The organism is Acinetobacter sp. 802_lipA, from assembly GCF_058242885.1.
On record NZ_JBZAYP010000001.1, the window covers coordinates 2,259,404 to 2,275,483 of the forward strand.

Genomic DNA, 16,080 nt, shown 5'->3' on the forward strand with positions numbered 1-16,080 from the left:
GCAACACGATAAGGACATGTGATGCATGATCAATTTCTGAATCGAAAAATCATTTTGATTGCGTTTGTCGTGTCGATCTCGGCATGCCTACAGATTTTTAAAGATCAATTTATTTATTGGCGAGTGGATGTTTTTCCTGAAATTTGGCGCTTGTGGACCGCGCACTGGGTGCATGTGGGATGGATTCATTTTGCACTCAATATGCTGGCTTTTATGTGTTTGCCTTTTATTTTTCCACGGGCACGTGTCTGGCATTTTGTGGCGTTATTGCTGATTTTACCGCCGTTGATTAGTCTCAGTTTTTATTATTTTCTGGCGGATATTGAAGCTTATGCAGGGCTGTCTGGTGTGCTGCATGGAATGTTCACTGCCATAGCCATTGTCCATTTGCTATACCGTAAAGAACGGATATTTGCGAGTTTGGTGTTGTTTCTTATTTTAGGCAAATTGATTTGGGAAAATACCTTTGGCGAGAGTGCTACGGCTGAACTGATCGGGAGTCCAGTTTTGGTTGAAGCACATTTGTTGGGCGTGATCTGGGGAATTGTGATTGCAGCTTTGTATTTAATCGGGGTGAATCTATTTGATGAATAGAGGATTGACCTAAATTCTAAAAAGAAAATCCAGATTGTCATATTCAAAAATATAAATTTGATGCAAAGATAAACAAAACAAAAATCTAAAGGCAGAGAGAAAGGACAAGCTCGAGCCGACTAAAACGACAGGTTCTGCGGTGCATAACGCTGGACAGAACGGTAATAAAAATAGGAAACAACATGCAGAATCATGGACAGCGCAGATCAGGACTCGATCTGCTGAAGTATATATGGACCGAGTGGATTTCTACTTTTGTCATTCTGATTTTACTGTTACTTACGCTGTTAATTGGTACAGGTGAAATGATTCATGGCCAATTACTGCGTATGGGTGAGCGCTTATATGGCGATCCAGCCACGGGTATGCAGTACTCTTTTTTAAGGGCAGAGCCAGCCAAGCCAGAGTGTAATCGTCAGCCGAATGTGGATGCTTTGGTCAAGACTCAAATGCAAGCCAACGCTGCAGATGAGTTCGCAGACTTTTTTGGTACGGCTTCGGAGGCTGATGTGCGTGCGTCCATTTTGGCAGGTGTGCAGCAGTGTGAAGAAAAGTATCAGTTTTATGATAAAGCCATGCAACATATGGAGGCACATCCAAGTATCCGTGCCTATCGTAATTTTGAAACCACTTTTTTTGGTATTTTTAAGTTTGGAACAGAAAATCGCGCCATTCTATTAATTTTTATGGTGGTTTTAGCTGCGATTAGTGCCACCTTAAAAATCCATCATATTGGTTTGCGTGGCCCTGCAACCAAGCTGGATTATCGAGTTTATAGCCTACTGATGACACTGGGTAATGGTTTATTGACTTACTCGAGTATTAGCCAATTTAACTCAGTCAAAGACTCGGGTGTACCGATGAATGGCGAAACCCAGCTGATTTATTGGCTGTGGATGATTCTGTTTTCGGTACTTACCTTGATAAGTGTGTGGCAGCTGTTTAGCCCACCGAAAGAGGCCAAAGCCGGCGGGCGTCTAGGCTTTGCTTTCCTGAGTGTGCCTCTGTATGCCTACATGGCGGTGATTACGGGTGTGGCGTTTATCTTCCTCATGGACTACCCCATGGGGCAAGGGATTTACTTGGGACAGCTGGTTGAATTCTCCAGTATTTTCCTGAATTTAGCCCTATTTATTTGGGCGGGTATGTTGTTGAAACAAACTCGTGTCGTGGATCTGTTCTTAAATATTTTGCGTCCATGGAATTTGGCGCCTGAAACTTTAACTTGGTTGATTTTAATCGCTGCGGCTTTACCGACCGCATATACCGGTGCATCGGGGATCTTTGTGATTGCAGCAGGGGCGATTATTTATAAAGAAGTCTGGAATGCAGGTGGACGTCGTCAGTTTGCTTTGGCTGCAACGGCAATGTCGGGTTCGCTGGGTGTAGTTTTGCGTCCATGCTTATTGATTGTCGTGGTGGCTTCCTTAAACAAAGAAGTCACGACGGACCTGCTTTATCAATATGGTGTTTACACGTTCTTACTGACCTCAACACTGTTTTTAGTAGTTTCACTCTTCTTTGCAGAGAGTAAATTCCGCATCGCGGCACCGAGTTTGGCCGCACCGAAATCAGGGCGCGCATTCCTAGCAGTTGTGCCTTATATCGTGATTTTTGTCCTCACGTGGATGTTCTATAAATTCTTATTAGACACTGACCTAAATGAATTTACTGCACCCGTGATGATGCCTGTGATTTTATTGATGATCGTGTTGTTTGATAAATTACGTCATCAGCCTGCGCCTTTGCCTGCTGTGGGGCATTGGGATGAGACACTCAGCGCAAATTATAACTCGGGTGGTGAGCCTGCTTTAGCGGGTGCACAAGTTGCCCATGCAGAATACCGTGAAGGGCTACATGGCAATGCTGCAGATGATGGACAGGTGGTGAATCATGGGGTGGTTCAATCTAGTTCCATGGATGTATTACGCCAAGTTGGTTTTTGGAAATCGATGCATATCTCGACCAGTGAAACCGTTGGACATATCGGTGCTTTGGTCATTTTAATGGCACTGTCAGTCAGCGTGGGCGGATTGCTTGAACGTACGGAGGTGATGAGTTTCTTCCCAACTGATATTAACAGTACGTTCTTGGTTATTAGTCTGATTTTGGGGTTGATGGTCTTTGTTGGGATGATTATGGATCCGTTTGGCGCCGTGATCTTGATTTCTGCGACAGTTGCGCCTGTGGCCTATCAATATGGTATTCATCCTGTCCATTTTTGGATGATCACCTTGATTGGCTTTGAGTTGGGCTATGTGACACCACCTGTGGCCCTTAATCATCTTTTAGCAAGACAATCCATTGGTGATGCCGAGGTGAATGAGGCCGATGAGGAAGTGCGTCATTTGTCTTTCTATTATCGTTATGAACGTTGGATTTTACCCTTGATCGTGTTGTTCCCAGCGATGCTGATCATTGCTTATGTTCCATACTTCTTTAAGTTATTTGGCTGGTATCACTAAGTTGTGAACTTGAGTTAGACCATAAAAAAAGCATCTTCGGATGCTTTTTTTATGTTTTGGAGTTATTGGAGATACTTCTGAAGAAAATAGCTTCTTTCTAGGAATTACCCACTCAAATCGTCACTTATATCAAATCAAAGTACAACGATATTGCTAAGCATCCTATCTTAAAAAATCAGCCCGTACTTAGGCTCAATGATAAGAGCCAATCGACAAATAAAGTCCATCTAAAAGATATCCTTGGCATGAGCTAGGGGTTGTGATGTATAGCGACTAGAGACTTTATTAGTGGAGGTAGTTTAAAAGAGATGATGAGTTGTGTAATGGCTTTGCGCTGATTGAATAGGTGGGTGAAGCAGCAGGGCAAAAAAAGACGTTAGCGTATCAGTCGATAGGCTAACGTCTTTAAAATAATAACCGTATTTTACTGAGCAGCCAATTGGGCTTCTAACAGTTTAATTTGTTCTTCTTTGAGCTTTACCAGTTCATCGGCATCTTTGTGCTGTGCTTGCAAGCTCTTTTCCTGTTCCTTCAACTGGCTTTGAATATCGTCCAGTTTCGCCACTTCTTCTTTGGCAAGTGAGGCATTTTCAGGTACAGGTGCTTTTAAAATATCTTCTTCGACCAATTTAATGGTGTTGTCAGCCATGGCGGTCGAAGCTGCTTTTTCAGCTTCTGGAAGCGCCTTCACGGTCGGTTGAATCAACTCCGCTTGGTGCATCGGTGTTGCAGACTCTTGTGCAGCAAACAACCATTGATAAAGTGCAAAAATCGCAATGATTGCGACTAAACCTGCTGTAATACCCCAGAGTAATTTAGGGTTGTTGTGTTGTACGGACGACATTCGATTCAACCTTTATTCTTTGGATTGACGTGGTTTAAATTGAATGACCCCAACCTCGTCAGGGATAGCGGGGATCTGAGGCTCGTCTACATGAGTTGGACGATTCTCAGAATAACTACAGTCGATACATTCAATCCATTCATCGTCATTCGAGGTAAGCATAACAACTCGATCCATCGCCTGACATTTAGGACATTTTGCACCTGCAATGAAACGACGTTTAATAGTCATTAGACTTACCTTCTGAACAATTTAGGCGCCTAGTTTACTCACTTTTTTAGCGGTTCGTCCAACCTTGATGACGAAGTAAAGCATCTATTTTTGGCTCGCGTCCACGGAAATTGATAAATGCATCAAGCGCTGTATCTTTTCCGCCAACTGCTAGAATAAACTGACGAAATTCTTTTCCAGTGGCAGTATTAAAAATCCCTTCATTTTCGAAGCGATCGAAGGCATCACTGGCCAAAACTTCCGCCCATTTATAAGAATAATAACCTGCTGCATAGCCGCCTGCGAAAATATGGCTGAAGCTATGCTGGAAGCGGTTATAAGGCGTGGTCTCTAAAACAGCATATTGTGCACGGATCTGGTTTAAGGTGGCTTGGATTTGATCCGCTTTCAAAGCAGGGGTTGCTTTATGAATGCTAAGGTCGAACAGGGCAAACTCGATTTGACGTAAACTTTGCATGCCGGATTGGAAGAAACGTGCGTCCAGTAAGGCTTTCAGTAGACTTTCTGGTAAGGTTTCTTGAGTCTCAATATGTGCACTGAGCAGGTCTAAGCTTTCAGTATCCCATGCCCAAAATTCCATGAATTGGCTTGGTAACTCTACCGCATCCCATGCCACGCCGTGTGTCCCCGCAACTGCAATATTGTCAACTTCAGTCAACATATGATGTAAACCATGCCCAAATTCATGAAACAAGGTAATCACTTCATCATGAGTCAGCAACGCTGCTTGATCCCCCACAGGTGGCGTAAAGTTACACACCATATAGCAAATCGGTTTTTGTAGGCCGTGCGTTGTTTGGGTGCGAGAGCGGAAACCACTCATCCATGCGCCACCACGTTTGCCCTGACGCGCATAGAGGTCAAAGTAGAATCCACCGACCACTGTGCCTTGATCTTCTAGTTCAAAATAACGTGCATCTGAGTGCCAAACGGGGGCTTCACGCTCCACAATTTGAATCCCATAAAGACGATTCACAATGCTAAATAAGCCCTGCAAAATCTTGGGTGCAGGGAAGTAGGGCTTGAGTGCTTCTTGAGATAAATTGAACTGTTGGACTTTCAATTTTTCCGAATAATACGTGCTGTCCCACGGTTTTAAATCCTCAATGCCATCTTCAGCGGCAATGGCTTTCAGCTCCGCCACTTCTTTGAGCGCAGGGGCACGTGAATGTTCAGCCAAATCACGTAAGAACTGATCTACGGTGGCTACATTTGGCGCCATTTTGCTGGCCAATGAAAGCTCGGCATAATTATTGAAACCTAACAGTGCAGCCATTTCCTGACGTAGGCTTAAGATTTCTTCCATCACCGCGGTGTTATCAAACTCAGCATGTTCAGACTGATCTGATGCACGTGTGGTATAGGCACGATACAGCTCTTCACGTAAAGGACGGTTTTCCGCGTAGGTCATAATCGCCAAATATGACGGGAAGTCTAAAGTGGCAACGGGTTGATCCAGTTCGCGCTGCTGACCATATTGTTTTAATAGCTCTACACTGCTTTGGGGTAATCCTGCCAGTTCGTGGTCCGCTAAAGGTTTGAAATAGGCTTGTGTAGCATCAAGAACATGGTTGGAAAAGTCGGACGATAGTTGTGATAAGCGTGCCGAGATTTCTGCATAACGTTTTTTGGCTTCACCTTCTAAAGCCACCCCAGACAGTTTGAAGTCGCGCAGTGCAAGTTTAATCGCACTTTGTTGGGCTTCAGGCAGGTGATCAAATTGTGCAGCATCATGAATGTGTTGATAGGTTTGATACAGCGCTGTGTGTTGACCTAACTCGGTATAGTATTCACTTAAGCTTGGTAATAGTGACTGGTATACCTCACGAGTTTCAGCATTGTTCATCACCGCATTGAGGTGGGACAGTACGCCCCATGCTTCACTCATATTATTTTCTAAATGATCGACTTGTTCTAAGACCGCAAGCTGTGCCTGAATCGATTCAGGGACTTCGCTCAGGTCTTTTAAAAAACTTTGACCCTGTTGAATGGCTTGTTCGATCTGTTGTTGGAGTTGTACTAAGGTGATTTGATCAAACTGTGGAACAGGCAAGGTTGCTTTTTCTAATGTCATGCGTTTAAGCCAAATTAAAAGTTCAGTTATCACTAGATGTAAGGGTGATGCACTGGGAAATCAAGTTTTAATTGGTTTTGATGTTTTGCGCCGCTTGAAATTCAGCCCATGAAGGGTAGTGCTGATCAATGCGTGAGGGCTGATAAAGCACTTTGGCAAAGTTACGGGTCATACATTCAGTTGCTAAGATTTCACCGCTTTTATATTTTTCTTTGCGGTGTCGCCAAATTTCGTTTTGTCGGTAGTAGTCCGTCCCGATTTTTAGGAAGGCATGCTGTTGTTCAAACACGTGATAGACATAGCCTAAATCGACTGAGCAACGCAGTTCACCTTCTAGGCATTTCTCACTAAACCACAGCCGAATTTGAAAGCTATGCGGGGTGGGGTTGTAAATTTGATAATCAATATAGTTATAAAAAATTGCAGCGCCACTACCAAATGGAAGTACACGACCATGATCTGGAAAAGGGTCAAAGGAGTGCTGTGAACGCTGTACCACTTGCAATGGGCTATGCAAGACAAGCCAGTGAATGAGATTGGCAATTTGGCAAATACCGCCGCCAATACCACCGCGTGCTTGACCAAAGCTGAGTTCCATTCCCTCAACATAGCCTTTTTGAGCTGTTGGTTGTCCTACCAACTGACAAAAAGAAAAAGTCTGTTGTGGGTGGATTAAAATCCCAGAAATACACGGACTGGCAATTTTGAGATTGATGACTTTATTGTGTTGCCAGTGCTGATCGATGTCGCCTAATTTACGAAACAGAACGGACTGATGCTTTTTGACGCGAAAAGCCAAAGGAGCGTTAGAAAATGAATGTGCGTAGTCTTTCCCATCTGTTTTCCATTGCCAATAGCGCATCATACGTCGGCTACGCGTGGCCATGAAGTAAAGCAAGGGATGATATTGGCTGATGGGTTTGCTTAAAAATAAACGCAAAAAATTCATGTTGGCCCTATGAAAAAAGGTGCTAGGACACATTAAGCCCTAGCACCTTTTTCATCATTTACTCAGTTTTCGCTTTTGCGTTTGATTTTTTCTTTTTAAGTTTAGCCTTTTTCTTCACTTTATCTTTAACCTTTGTTTCAGACTTTGATGAAGATTTTTTACCAGGCTTTTTGCTGTAGGAGCTAGGTTGGGATTTATCTTTTTTGCGTCGTATGGGCTGGTCTCCGCTGTTACTGGGAGAGGCGTTTGTCGACTCGCTGAAGACTTCTCCTTTACTTTCGCTTCGTGCTGTTTTGGCTTTACCAACACGGGGTGCTCGACTACGTATGGGCCGACCACCATGTGAGAGTTGCTGCAATAATTCAAAATCAATTTTGCGATCTTCTAAATTCACTGCTGCAACTTTGATTTTCACTTCATCGCCCAAGCTAAAGCTTTGACCGCGTGCCTGCCCAATCAAGCTCTGACTTGGTTGGTCATAGACAAAGTAGTCATCGCCTAGTTGGCTGACATGGATCATGCCGTCAACATATAAGTCTTTGAGCGTGACAAATAGACCAAATTCCGCTACGGCAGAAATGGTGCCGACAAACTCTTCACCTAAATGTTGCTGCATATAATGACATTTCAACCATGTGGTGACAGAGCGAGACGCTTCATCTGCACGACGCTCAGTCGCTGAGAAATGTTGACCAGCATCATCCAAAGCAGCCCCTGAAAGAGGTGCAGGTTTATGTTTTAACTTGGCTTTAATCGCACGGTGTAACAACAAGTCTGGGTAGCGACGAATTGGGGAAGTGAAGTGCGTATAGGCTTCATATGCCAAACCAAAGTGACCTGCGTTATTCGCACCATAGTAGGCTTGCATCATTGAACGTAACAGCACGGCATGGATACTTGGAGCATCAATACGATCTTTGGTTGCATCAATCACGGCTTGGTAGTCTTTCTGAGTCGGCTGTTCTGGGAACGGTAGACCGAGCAGTTTGACAAAATCGCGTACTTTTTGAATACGTGAAAACTCAGGTGGTTCATGAATACGGTATAACATTGGCACATCATGTTGTAGCGCATATTCAGCCGCTGCCACGTTTGCCAATAACATACATTCTTCAATCAGTTTATGCGCATCATTACGCGTACGCGGTAAAATTTCCTTAATGCCGCCCAGTTCATCAAAGGTCATGTAGGTTTCAACGGTTTCAAATTCCATAGCATGACGTTCTGCACGTAAACCTTTGAGGACTTGATAAAGTTGGAACAGGGTGTTTAAGGATTTGCGAACATCACGGTCTTCTGGAATGGCACTGCTGTCGCCTTCAAAGTACTGGGCAACATTGGTATAGGTTAAACGTGCCTTTGAGTGCATCACAGACGGGTAGAACTCAAACTTGGTGACGCGACCGGCACGTGACAGGTTTAAATCACAGACCATACATAGACGGTCTACATGCGGATTGAGTGAACATAAGCCATTCGAAAGAGCTTCAGGCAACATCGGTAAAACAAAGTGAGGGAAATACACCGATGTACCCCGTTCTTGAGCTTCATCATCTAGTGGTTTGCCTGAACGGACATAGTGACTCACATCTGCAATGGCCACCACCACACGGTAACCGCCGCCTGGACGTTTTTCTGCATAGACTGCGTCATCGAAGTCGCGTGCATCTTCACCATCAATAGTGACTAAGGCTAAATCTCGTAGGTCAATACGACCTTCACGGTCCTGCGCTGAAGGCTCTTTAAAGCTTTCTGCTTCTTTAATCACTTCTTCTGGGAACTCATATGGCAAACCAAACTCTAAAATGGTTTGCGGAATAATAATTTCAGTGTCGGCCTTGTCTGCCATCGATTGCACAATATGACCTGTCGCCAACTCATCTTTGGTTGGGTAGTCATCAATTGCGACACGAACCGAATCGCCCACTTTGACTTGTGCGTGTTCGATTAATTCTTTTTCTAAAGTAATCGGTTGGTGCGCATTCGGATTTGCTGGCTGAATAAAGTATTCACCATCATGTATTGATACTTTACCAATAATTTGCTTCACACGGTGTTGCACTACCTCAGTAATAAAGCCCCAAGCTTTACCTTTGCGGTCTACTGAGGTTTGACGCACTTTAACACGGTCACCATTAAACACTTGGCGCAGTTCGCGTTCAGGTAGAAGTAAGTCTTCATGCCCTGCAATATTCGCCGTGCCAAAGCCTTTACTGTTGATGTAAACCGTTGCTTCATGTTCAGGTTGCTCTTCGGCAATTTGAAACTTGAAGCCATCTTTCATCAGTTGACCATCACGAACCATCGCAATTAAGCGATGGCTGAGTGCTTCAATGCTTTTTTGATCTGCAATTTCAAAAATTTCGACCAAGTCCGCATGCGATAACGCCGTCTTTTTTTCTTCGATGGTTTCTAAAATGAGCGTGCGGCTCGGAATAGGGTTGTCATAACGTTCAGCTTCAGCTTTTGCTTCAGGATCGACCCAATTTTTCATAATGTCTTTGGCTGTATGTCAGTAGATAGGATTAGCATAAGTCATGCGAAGACAGACTGCACGCAAATGATTGCAATATTGTGTTTTATGTCGGCAATTTAGAATATCTGCTGTTTTATTCAACATGCAGATGTAGAGAAAAGAAAAAATTCGAATGAATCCGCTCTAAATTGTTTAAAAAGTATTTAATTGAACAGAAATATGCAAAAAATTGAGTGTCTGTGCTTGCAGTGCTAGCATGAAGTTTGTATTATGGCCGCACGTTACGGTGAGATGGGTGAGTGGCTGAAACCACATCCCTGCTAAGGATGCGTACGGGTAACTGTACCGAGGGTTCGAATCCCTCTCTCACCGCCAACTTTACTTATGTCGCGCTCATAGCTCAGCTGGATAGAGCACTTGGCTACGAACTAAGGGGTCGGGAGTTCGAATCTCTCTGAGCGCACCAATAAGTAAACTGTATGTAACGTATCGCCTGAATTGGCACACAAGTAATGCGCTCATAGCTCAGCTGGATAGAGCACTTGGCTACGAACTAAGGGGTCGGGAGTTCGAATCTCTCTGAGCGCACCAACTTGAACAATCAACCGCACATGTTGCGGTTTTTTTGTGTCTGATCATTTTATATTTGAAAAATATTAATTTCTCAAAAATGTAATTAATGTGATTGCAATTAAATAGCAGTAACACATACAGATTGCGATAATAATAGTTTTATTGATCTTTTTTTGCATTTTAATATTTTGAGGAATGCTATCGGAAATCTGAAAAGATGCCAGGGATCCGAAGAATAAATAACTTATAAATATGACTATGAGTGAAATCCATAAACTATTTTTTTTATTAGAAATAGAGTTTTGATCATCTGGAGAAGTAGTTAAATAATTAAATGTTTGTTGGCGATTATTTTGATCTATGAAAACGATGTCTTTTAAATGTAGTGAAGTATATCGCCCTGTCCGTTTATGTATTTGAGCATAAAAAAGTACACTTTCAACTTTTATTTCAGATGAATAAACTTGAGTCCTTGCGATTTAAGTTATTCATCGTCTTTGTGATGATCATTATCTAATAGCTTACAAGTAAAAATTATTGCTAATATGACTAGGCTAGAAGAAATACCAGCATATAAGTTGGCTAAAGGGTGGTGTATCAAAAAGTATGCTAAAAAAAAGCAGGTTGAATTTTGATAAAATAGAGAAATGCAAATAACTCTAGAAATCAAATGTCCAACCTGCCTCAGTGACAGTATAAAGAAAAATGGCATCAAAGTAGATGGGAAACAAAACTACCAATGCAAAGACTGCAAACGTCAGTTTATTGGTGACCATGCTCTGAGCTATCTAGGATGTAATTCTGGCATTACTCGTAAAATATTACAGTTAATGGTCAGAGGCAGCGGTATACGAGATATCGCTGAAGTTGAGCGCATTAGTATCGGTAAAGTCTTACGGACTTTAACTGAATCGGCCTATCAAATTCAGCCTAAACAAAGTCATTATGAATCTCTCGAAGTAGATGAATTCTGGACTTTTGTTGGAAATAAAAATAATAAACAATGGCTTATTTACGCCTACCATCGAGAAACAGGTGAGATTGTTGCTTATGTTTGGGGTAAGAGAGATTTAGCTACAGTCCAAAGGTTGAAGACAAAGCTTAAACAATTAGGTATTCACTACACCCGAATTGCAAGTGATCATTGGGACAGTTTCATCACTGCTTTTAAAAACTGCAAGCAAAGTATTGGTAAGTTTTTTACTGTAGGAATTGAAGGTAATAATTGCAAAATAAGGCATCGAATAAGGCGTGGTTTTAGAAGAAGTTGCAATTTCTCCAAAAAGCTTGAAAACCATTTTAAAGCCTTCGACTTAACCTTCTTTTACATCAATAATGGCTTCATTTAATGTCAGCATACTTTTTAAAACACCACCGGCTAAAGTTCCACCAAAAACAACAATATCTTCTAAAAACAAGATGACTATAACTATAATAGATACATGTAATATAATAACTTTTAGATCATGAAACTTATTAATTGATAGTGTCTTAAGAAAAGAACTATTGTCAAAAATAGCTTGTTGAATAAATAATTTATAAAAACCTGCTGAAATTAAATGAAATGTAATAGCAATTAACGAGACATCGAGGAGTGGCTTTGTTGCATAAATATGTAAGCATCTGATTTAAATAAATTTAATTTTGGATCAAAAAATAATCAAAACTTTTAAAATCATATAGTTATGAAATCTTTGTGCAACAAAGCCACTTAACATTAGACCTATTGCGTTAGTCAAAATTTAAACAGCCTAAAGCTACATTTAATAAGGTTTTAGCCAATTCAAAAATTAGGCAAAACGATACTTTCGCAAGAGGTCTACTAATTTACAGATATTTTTTAGTTTGTTAGTGCAAAGTTGAGAATAAAATACGTCACCATTCTGGCTTATATATAGGCTTTTACGATTATCTCGAAATTTTGACACGGTAAAAAAATAGTTTGAATTCATATGCCTTTCAAATACGTGCCATTCGTTTGAGTGTAAGCTTTCAATATGTCGAACTTGATTTTTTATTGTTTTAATAGAATAGCCAATGACGATGAACAGGGGCGAATTCAAACATGAGGTGCGACAGTTTCAAAAGCCTTATGATAATCAACAAGCTGAGCAAATTTCTCTAATGGTGTAAGCCAATCTAACGCCTTTCTAGGACGAGTATTCAGTGACATGGCAACTTGATTTAAATAATGCTGATCTGCCTGATTTAAATCAATCCCTTTAGGTAAATATTGCCTAATTAAACCATTCATATTTTCGCATGTGCCTTTTTGCCAGGGTGAATGTGGGTCACAGAAATATACATCTATGCCTAAATCTTCTTCGAGTATTTTATGTTCTGACATCTCACGTCCACGGTCATAGGTCAACGTTTTACGCAGTTCTGCAGGTAAATATTTCAGAGCTTCAGTTAAAGCCTTGCGCACTGATTCTGCCTTTGCATCAGGTAATGTTGCCAAGATACAGAGCCGTGTATTTCGTTCAATAAGTGTTGCTATCGAACTTTTATTGTCTTTACCTTTAATTAAATCAGCTTCCCAATGACCCGGTATTTTTCTTTCTTGAACTTCGGCTGGGCGCTCATGAATAGTTTTAATATCCTGTAATATAGAATCTTTTTTAGGTTCACCGTTAGCTTTTCGCTTTTTATTTTCATGACGCAGACAGGATAATAAGTCTTTTTTCAACTCACCCTTGGGTAATGCTCGTATCGTTGAATAAATCGTTGTATGGCTTACATTCATTGTTTGATCCAAATCAGGAAATGTCTTTAAACGCTTTGCTATTTGCTGAGGAGACCATAAACAACGGATCGCTTCAACAATAAATTTCCAGAGGATTGAATCGATTTTGAGTTTTCTGTGACCACGTCTACGTCTAGCAAAAGTGTTATCAGAAGCATATCGAGCTTGATAAACGTCATTGATGCTATTTCTTTTAAGCTCACGATAGATCGTACTAGGATGTCTTTTAATGAGTTCAGCAAATTTTCTGGCTGAAAAGCCTTCTTTTCTTGACTCAAGCATTAATGCAGTACGATCTTCAAAGTTAAGATGATGGTATGACAATTTTATATACTCCATAAACCCTTTAAATTAATTAGGTGGTTTATGTCGCACTTCAAGTTTTACTCTGCCAGGATAAGTACAGATGCTATTGCTGGTCCAATTTTACTCATGTTTAAAGTTGATTGATCTGTTTGATTTGGCATTTGTATCTTAAATTAATTTTATGTAATTCTTCTATTTGATTATAAAGAATCTCATACTAGTTGTGGTTGCTGTTTGTGAATTTGCACTAATTTTTAATGTATTGAGCGAATGTTATAATTATTTATATATTTTTTAGCGACTTAATCTGATTTATGTACGATTAATAAACATTTGATGGTTTGTTACTACAAAATGACTTATCAAAATGAAATAAACCATATACAATGCACCCCATCAAGACGTCGCGCTCATAGCTCAGCTGGATAGAGCACTTGGCTACGAACTAAGGGGTCGGGAGTTCGAATCTCTCTGAGCGCACCAACTTGATCAATATTGAAAAAACCGCACATGTTGCGGTTTTTTTGTGCCTGCACTTTCTGTTCAGTAGAAATCCATAGCATGGATGGATCTTTTTCCGTATGTATGCAGTTGTTTCTTGCATCTCAGTTTTATGATGTGGTTCTGATATCGGTATGGCCTCGGCTTAAGTGGATCGCCAGCTAATCAACATCGATCTGCTAAAGTCCTAAAAAAATGACCGATTGTGTTGTAGTATTGAGCACAATATTTTTAGCTATTTGATATGACCCTATGTCAGAAAACAAGCCTGCATTATCGACACGTTATTTCCTCACTTTAGAAGAATCCCAAGATGGTTTTGCCTTAGCGACCTTTGGTAAAAAGCAAATGACGCGTTTTATCACGCCGTTGATTAGTGTCGGGATTATTGTGTGGGGCTTTATGCTCGGCTTTTCAGGTGTCGGTCGCTACTATGTGGCGTTGGGTATATTTTTCTTGGTTTTACAAATTCTCATGCGCTATTGGTTTCTGCCGATGATGTTTAAGCGCCAATTTGTGAAATATCAGTTTGGTAAAAGTGAGCAAGGCATCGATTTATACCAAGATTATGCGGAAATTTATGCCAATGGTCGCAAGCAAGTGGTCCATTATAATGAAGTGCAAAAGTTTGCCAGTGGCAAGTTGACCTATATGCTTGAGCTGAAAAACCGTACTGTGGTGATTGTGCCTAAGCGTGCGTTGGCCGATAGTGCGGATCAAGCAAAATTTGAAAATACTTTCAAAAAATAAGCATTTTGTTCCATAACACCATCAAAAAATCAGAGGAAGATCATGAGTACACGTCCATCTAAAATTGTCTGTGTCGGTCGTAGTTATGCAGACCATGCCAAAGAATTAGGCAATGCGATTCCTGATCGTCCCGTTTTATTTATCAAACCACCGAGCAGTTTGCTCAGTTTAGATGCGGGCATTTCTTGGAATCCTGCATGGGGCAGCTGCCATTATGAATGTGAACTGGTTTTACGCATTGACCATCGCCTAAGCAAAGCCGCCGATCCAGCTCAAGCCCTGCAAGCGGTGGGAGCTGTGACTTTAGGTTTGGACTTAACCTTGCGTGACTTACAAGATGACTTAAAAACCAAAGGCCAGCCTTGGGAACGTGCTAAAGCCTTTGATGGTTCGTGTGTGCTGGCAGACTGGGTTGCTGTTTCCGATGTGGTACAGGACTGGGATGATGTGCACTACAGTTTTCATGTCAATGATGAGCTGCGCCAAGCGGGCAACACCGCACACTTAATTTTTGACATTGGCACCTTGTTGGCCGACATGAGCCAAGTCTTCACTTTAGAAGCAGGCGATGTGGTCATGACAGGTACACCTGCTGGGGTTGCTGCATTACAGGCGGGTGAGCAGTTGAAAATGACTCTAAAAGGTAAAAACCAAGACTATTCTTGGAATACCTTTGTTCAAGCTTAATTTACAGGCTTTTAAATCCCATCATTCAAAAAGGTCACTTCGGTGATCTTTTTTTAGTGCTGTTGGTGGCTATGGTACAGTTTGCGGAACTGATCGGGTATATACCATCCAGCGTTTAAACATATTAATAAAGGCCGATGCATTGGCATAGCCCAAATCCAGCGCGATACTTTCGACTTTTTTTCCTTCTGTCAGCATGCTCATGGCTTTCATGACTTTTAAGCGCTGTCGCCATTCATTCAAGGACATGCCAAGTTCTTTTTGACTATAACGTGCGAGTGTGCGTTCAGTCATATTGTGCTGTACTGCCAGTTGTTGCAAAGAACTGTTGTCCGCAGGGTGCAGATGTAAAAAATCTAAAATACTTTTCAGGGTCGGGTGTTCAGAGTGCGGTAAATAGCTGCTGACCAATTCTGCATGGTGTAATTGGTCAAGCAAGACATAGAGTAAGCGCATATGTTCAGGTGCATCATCTGGCAGGCTGTGTTGTCTCAAATGCTTAAATAGTGCCGAGACCAAAGATGAGCTGAGCATAATACCGGCTTGTTGAGGCAGATGAGTGCATAAGCTTTCATGGATATACAAGGTGCCATGCGAAACATCGGTACGATTTAAGCTGCTATGGGCCTACATTGGGTGGAAGTCAAATGCCATAAGGTGGCGGGGTAAGGTAGTCAATCTGGTTGATATTCACTTCCATCACACCATTAAAGGCGTATACAAATTCGCCCCATGCATGTCCATGCACGGGATAAACCGACTGCGCGGGGTCTTCGCGAAAGCTGATCCACAATAATTTATCAATATCATCATTGGTCGGTAATTGTTTGAGTGGCGCGCTCTTTTTTTGTTGTCGTTGGGGCATGGCTGAAATTGCCTGAATA

11 protein-coding genes, 4 tRNA genes and 4 pseudogenes are annotated in these 16,080 nt (G+C 41.6%); 10 read left to right on the top strand and 9 right to left on the bottom strand.

The genetic code is table 11. From position 1 onward, the window contains the following. Positions 1 to 21: 21 nt before the first annotated feature. The 3 genes and pseudogenes from rrtA to AC4CU3_RS11145 form a co-directional block, all read left to right on the top strand. Entirely contained in the window at positions 22 to 594 is a 573-nt protein-coding gene (rrtA, locus tag AC4CU3_RS11135) for a rhombosortase (protein ID WP_279043858.1), read from the top strand. Between the two features lie 182 nt (positions 595 to 776). Beyond that, positions 777 to 2,379 (top strand): annotated as a pseudogene (locus AC4CU3_RS11140) (TRAP transporter large permease subunit); the annotation flags it as partial. 140 nt (positions 2,380 to 2,519) lie between these two features. Then, positions 2,520 to 3,059, top strand: a pseudogene (locus AC4CU3_RS11145) (TRAP transporter large permease subunit); the annotation flags it as partial. 424 nt (positions 3,060 to 3,483) lie between these two features. Here AC4CU3_RS11145 and AC4CU3_RS11150 read toward each other — a convergent pair. Genes AC4CU3_RS11150 through rnr form a run of 5 tightly spaced genes read right to left on the bottom strand, consistent with a single transcriptional unit; the run spans position 3,484 to position 9,654 of the window. Continuing rightward, a complete protein-coding gene (locus tag AC4CU3_RS11150; RefSeq protein WP_004691270.1) occupies positions 3,484 to 3,903 on the bottom strand; it encodes a hypothetical protein in 420 nt (139 codons plus the stop codon). Between the two features lie 12 nt (positions 3,904 to 3,915). Continuing rightward, positions 3,916 to 4,128 (bottom strand): YheV family putative zinc ribbon protein, encoded by a 213-nt coding sequence (locus AC4CU3_RS11155; RefSeq protein ID WP_171262515.1) that lies wholly within the window; start codon positions 4,126 to 4,128, stop codon positions 3,916 to 3,918. Positions 4,129 to 4,180: 52 nt separating this feature from the next. Beyond that, entirely contained in the window at positions 4,181 to 6,223 is a 2,043-nt protein-coding gene (locus AC4CU3_RS11160; protein WP_279043861.1) for a M3 family metallopeptidase, read from the bottom strand. 52 nt (positions 6,224 to 6,275) lie between these two features. Continuing rightward, positions 6,276 to 7,157, bottom strand: a complete 882-nt coding sequence (locus AC4CU3_RS11165; RefSeq protein ID WP_279043859.1) for a VanW family protein — start codon at positions 7,155 to 7,157, stop codon at positions 6,276 to 6,278. A 58-nt stretch (positions 7,158 to 7,215) separates the two neighbouring features. Beyond that, positions 7,216 to 9,654, bottom strand: coding sequence for a ribonuclease R (gene rnr, locus AC4CU3_RS11170; protein ID WP_279043862.1), 2,439 nt, complete (start codon positions 9,652 to 9,654; stop codon positions 7,216 to 7,218). 264 nt (positions 9,655 to 9,918) lie between these two features. Here rnr and AC4CU3_RS11175 point away from each other — a divergent pair. The 3 genes from AC4CU3_RS11175 (at position 9,919) to AC4CU3_RS11185 (ending at position 10,224) form a co-directional block, all read left to right on the top strand. After that, a tRNA-Ser gene (locus AC4CU3_RS11175) sits at positions 9,919 to 10,008 on the top strand. Between the two features lie 14 nt (positions 10,009 to 10,022). Beyond that, positions 10,023 to 10,099 (top strand) — tRNA-Arg (locus AC4CU3_RS11180). Between the two features lie 48 nt (positions 10,100 to 10,147). Next, positions 10,148 to 10,224, top strand: a tRNA-Arg gene (locus AC4CU3_RS11185). A gap of 466 nt (positions 10,225 to 10,690) precedes the next feature. Here AC4CU3_RS11185 and AC4CU3_RS11190 read toward each other — a convergent pair. Further along, positions 10,691 to 10,792: pseudogene (locus tag AC4CU3_RS11190) on the bottom strand (YqhA family protein); the annotation flags it as partial. A 61-nt stretch (positions 10,793 to 10,853) separates the two neighbouring features. On the opposite strand from AC4CU3_RS11190, the gene AC4CU3_RS11195 reads away from it, so the two are divergent. After that, positions 10,854 to 11,555, top strand: coding sequence for an IS1 family transposase (locus AC4CU3_RS11195; RefSeq protein WP_004282344.1), 702 nt, complete (start codon positions 10,854 to 10,856; stop codon positions 11,553 to 11,555). Here AC4CU3_RS11195 and AC4CU3_RS11200 read toward each other — a convergent pair. Together AC4CU3_RS11200 and AC4CU3_RS11205 are read right to left on the bottom strand one after the other, a co-directional pair. Continuing rightward, complete coding sequence (locus AC4CU3_RS11200) at positions 11,520 to 11,834, bottom strand: YqhA family protein (protein WP_490738467.1); 315 nt, start codon at positions 11,832 to 11,834, stop codon at positions 11,520 to 11,522. The two genes, AC4CU3_RS11195 and AC4CU3_RS11200, sit on opposite strands and share 36 nt — an antisense overlap. A gap of 431 nt (positions 11,835 to 12,265) precedes the next feature. Next, complete coding sequence (locus AC4CU3_RS11205; RefSeq protein ID WP_081405716.1) at positions 12,266 to 13,291, bottom strand: IS30-like element ISAba125 family transposase; 1,026 nt, start codon at positions 13,289 to 13,291, stop codon at positions 12,266 to 12,268. Between the two features lie 373 nt (positions 13,292 to 13,664). On the opposite strand from AC4CU3_RS11205, the gene AC4CU3_RS11210 reads away from it, so the two are divergent. The 3 genes from AC4CU3_RS11210 (at position 13,665) to AC4CU3_RS11220 (ending at position 15,196) form a co-directional block, all read left to right on the top strand. Next, a tRNA-Arg gene (locus AC4CU3_RS11210) sits at positions 13,665 to 13,741 on the top strand. Between the two features lie 270 nt (positions 13,742 to 14,011). Then, the gene (locus AC4CU3_RS11215) at positions 14,012 to 14,509 is read left to right on the top strand and encodes a YcxB family protein (RefSeq protein WP_004691260.1); all 498 of its coding nucleotides are present in this window, start codon (positions 14,012 to 14,014) and stop codon (positions 14,507 to 14,509) included. A gap of 42 nt (positions 14,510 to 14,551) precedes the next feature. Then, positions 14,552 to 15,196 (top strand): fumarylacetoacetate hydrolase family protein, encoded by a 645-nt coding sequence (locus tag AC4CU3_RS11220; protein ID WP_126035217.1) that lies wholly within the window; start codon positions 14,552 to 14,554, stop codon positions 15,194 to 15,196. 53 nt (positions 15,197 to 15,249) lie between these two features. Here AC4CU3_RS11220 and AC4CU3_RS11225 read toward each other — a convergent pair. Then, positions 15,250 to 16,061: pseudogene (locus AC4CU3_RS11225) on the bottom strand (helix-turn-helix domain-containing protein). Positions 16,062 to 16,080 lie beyond the last annotated feature (19 nt).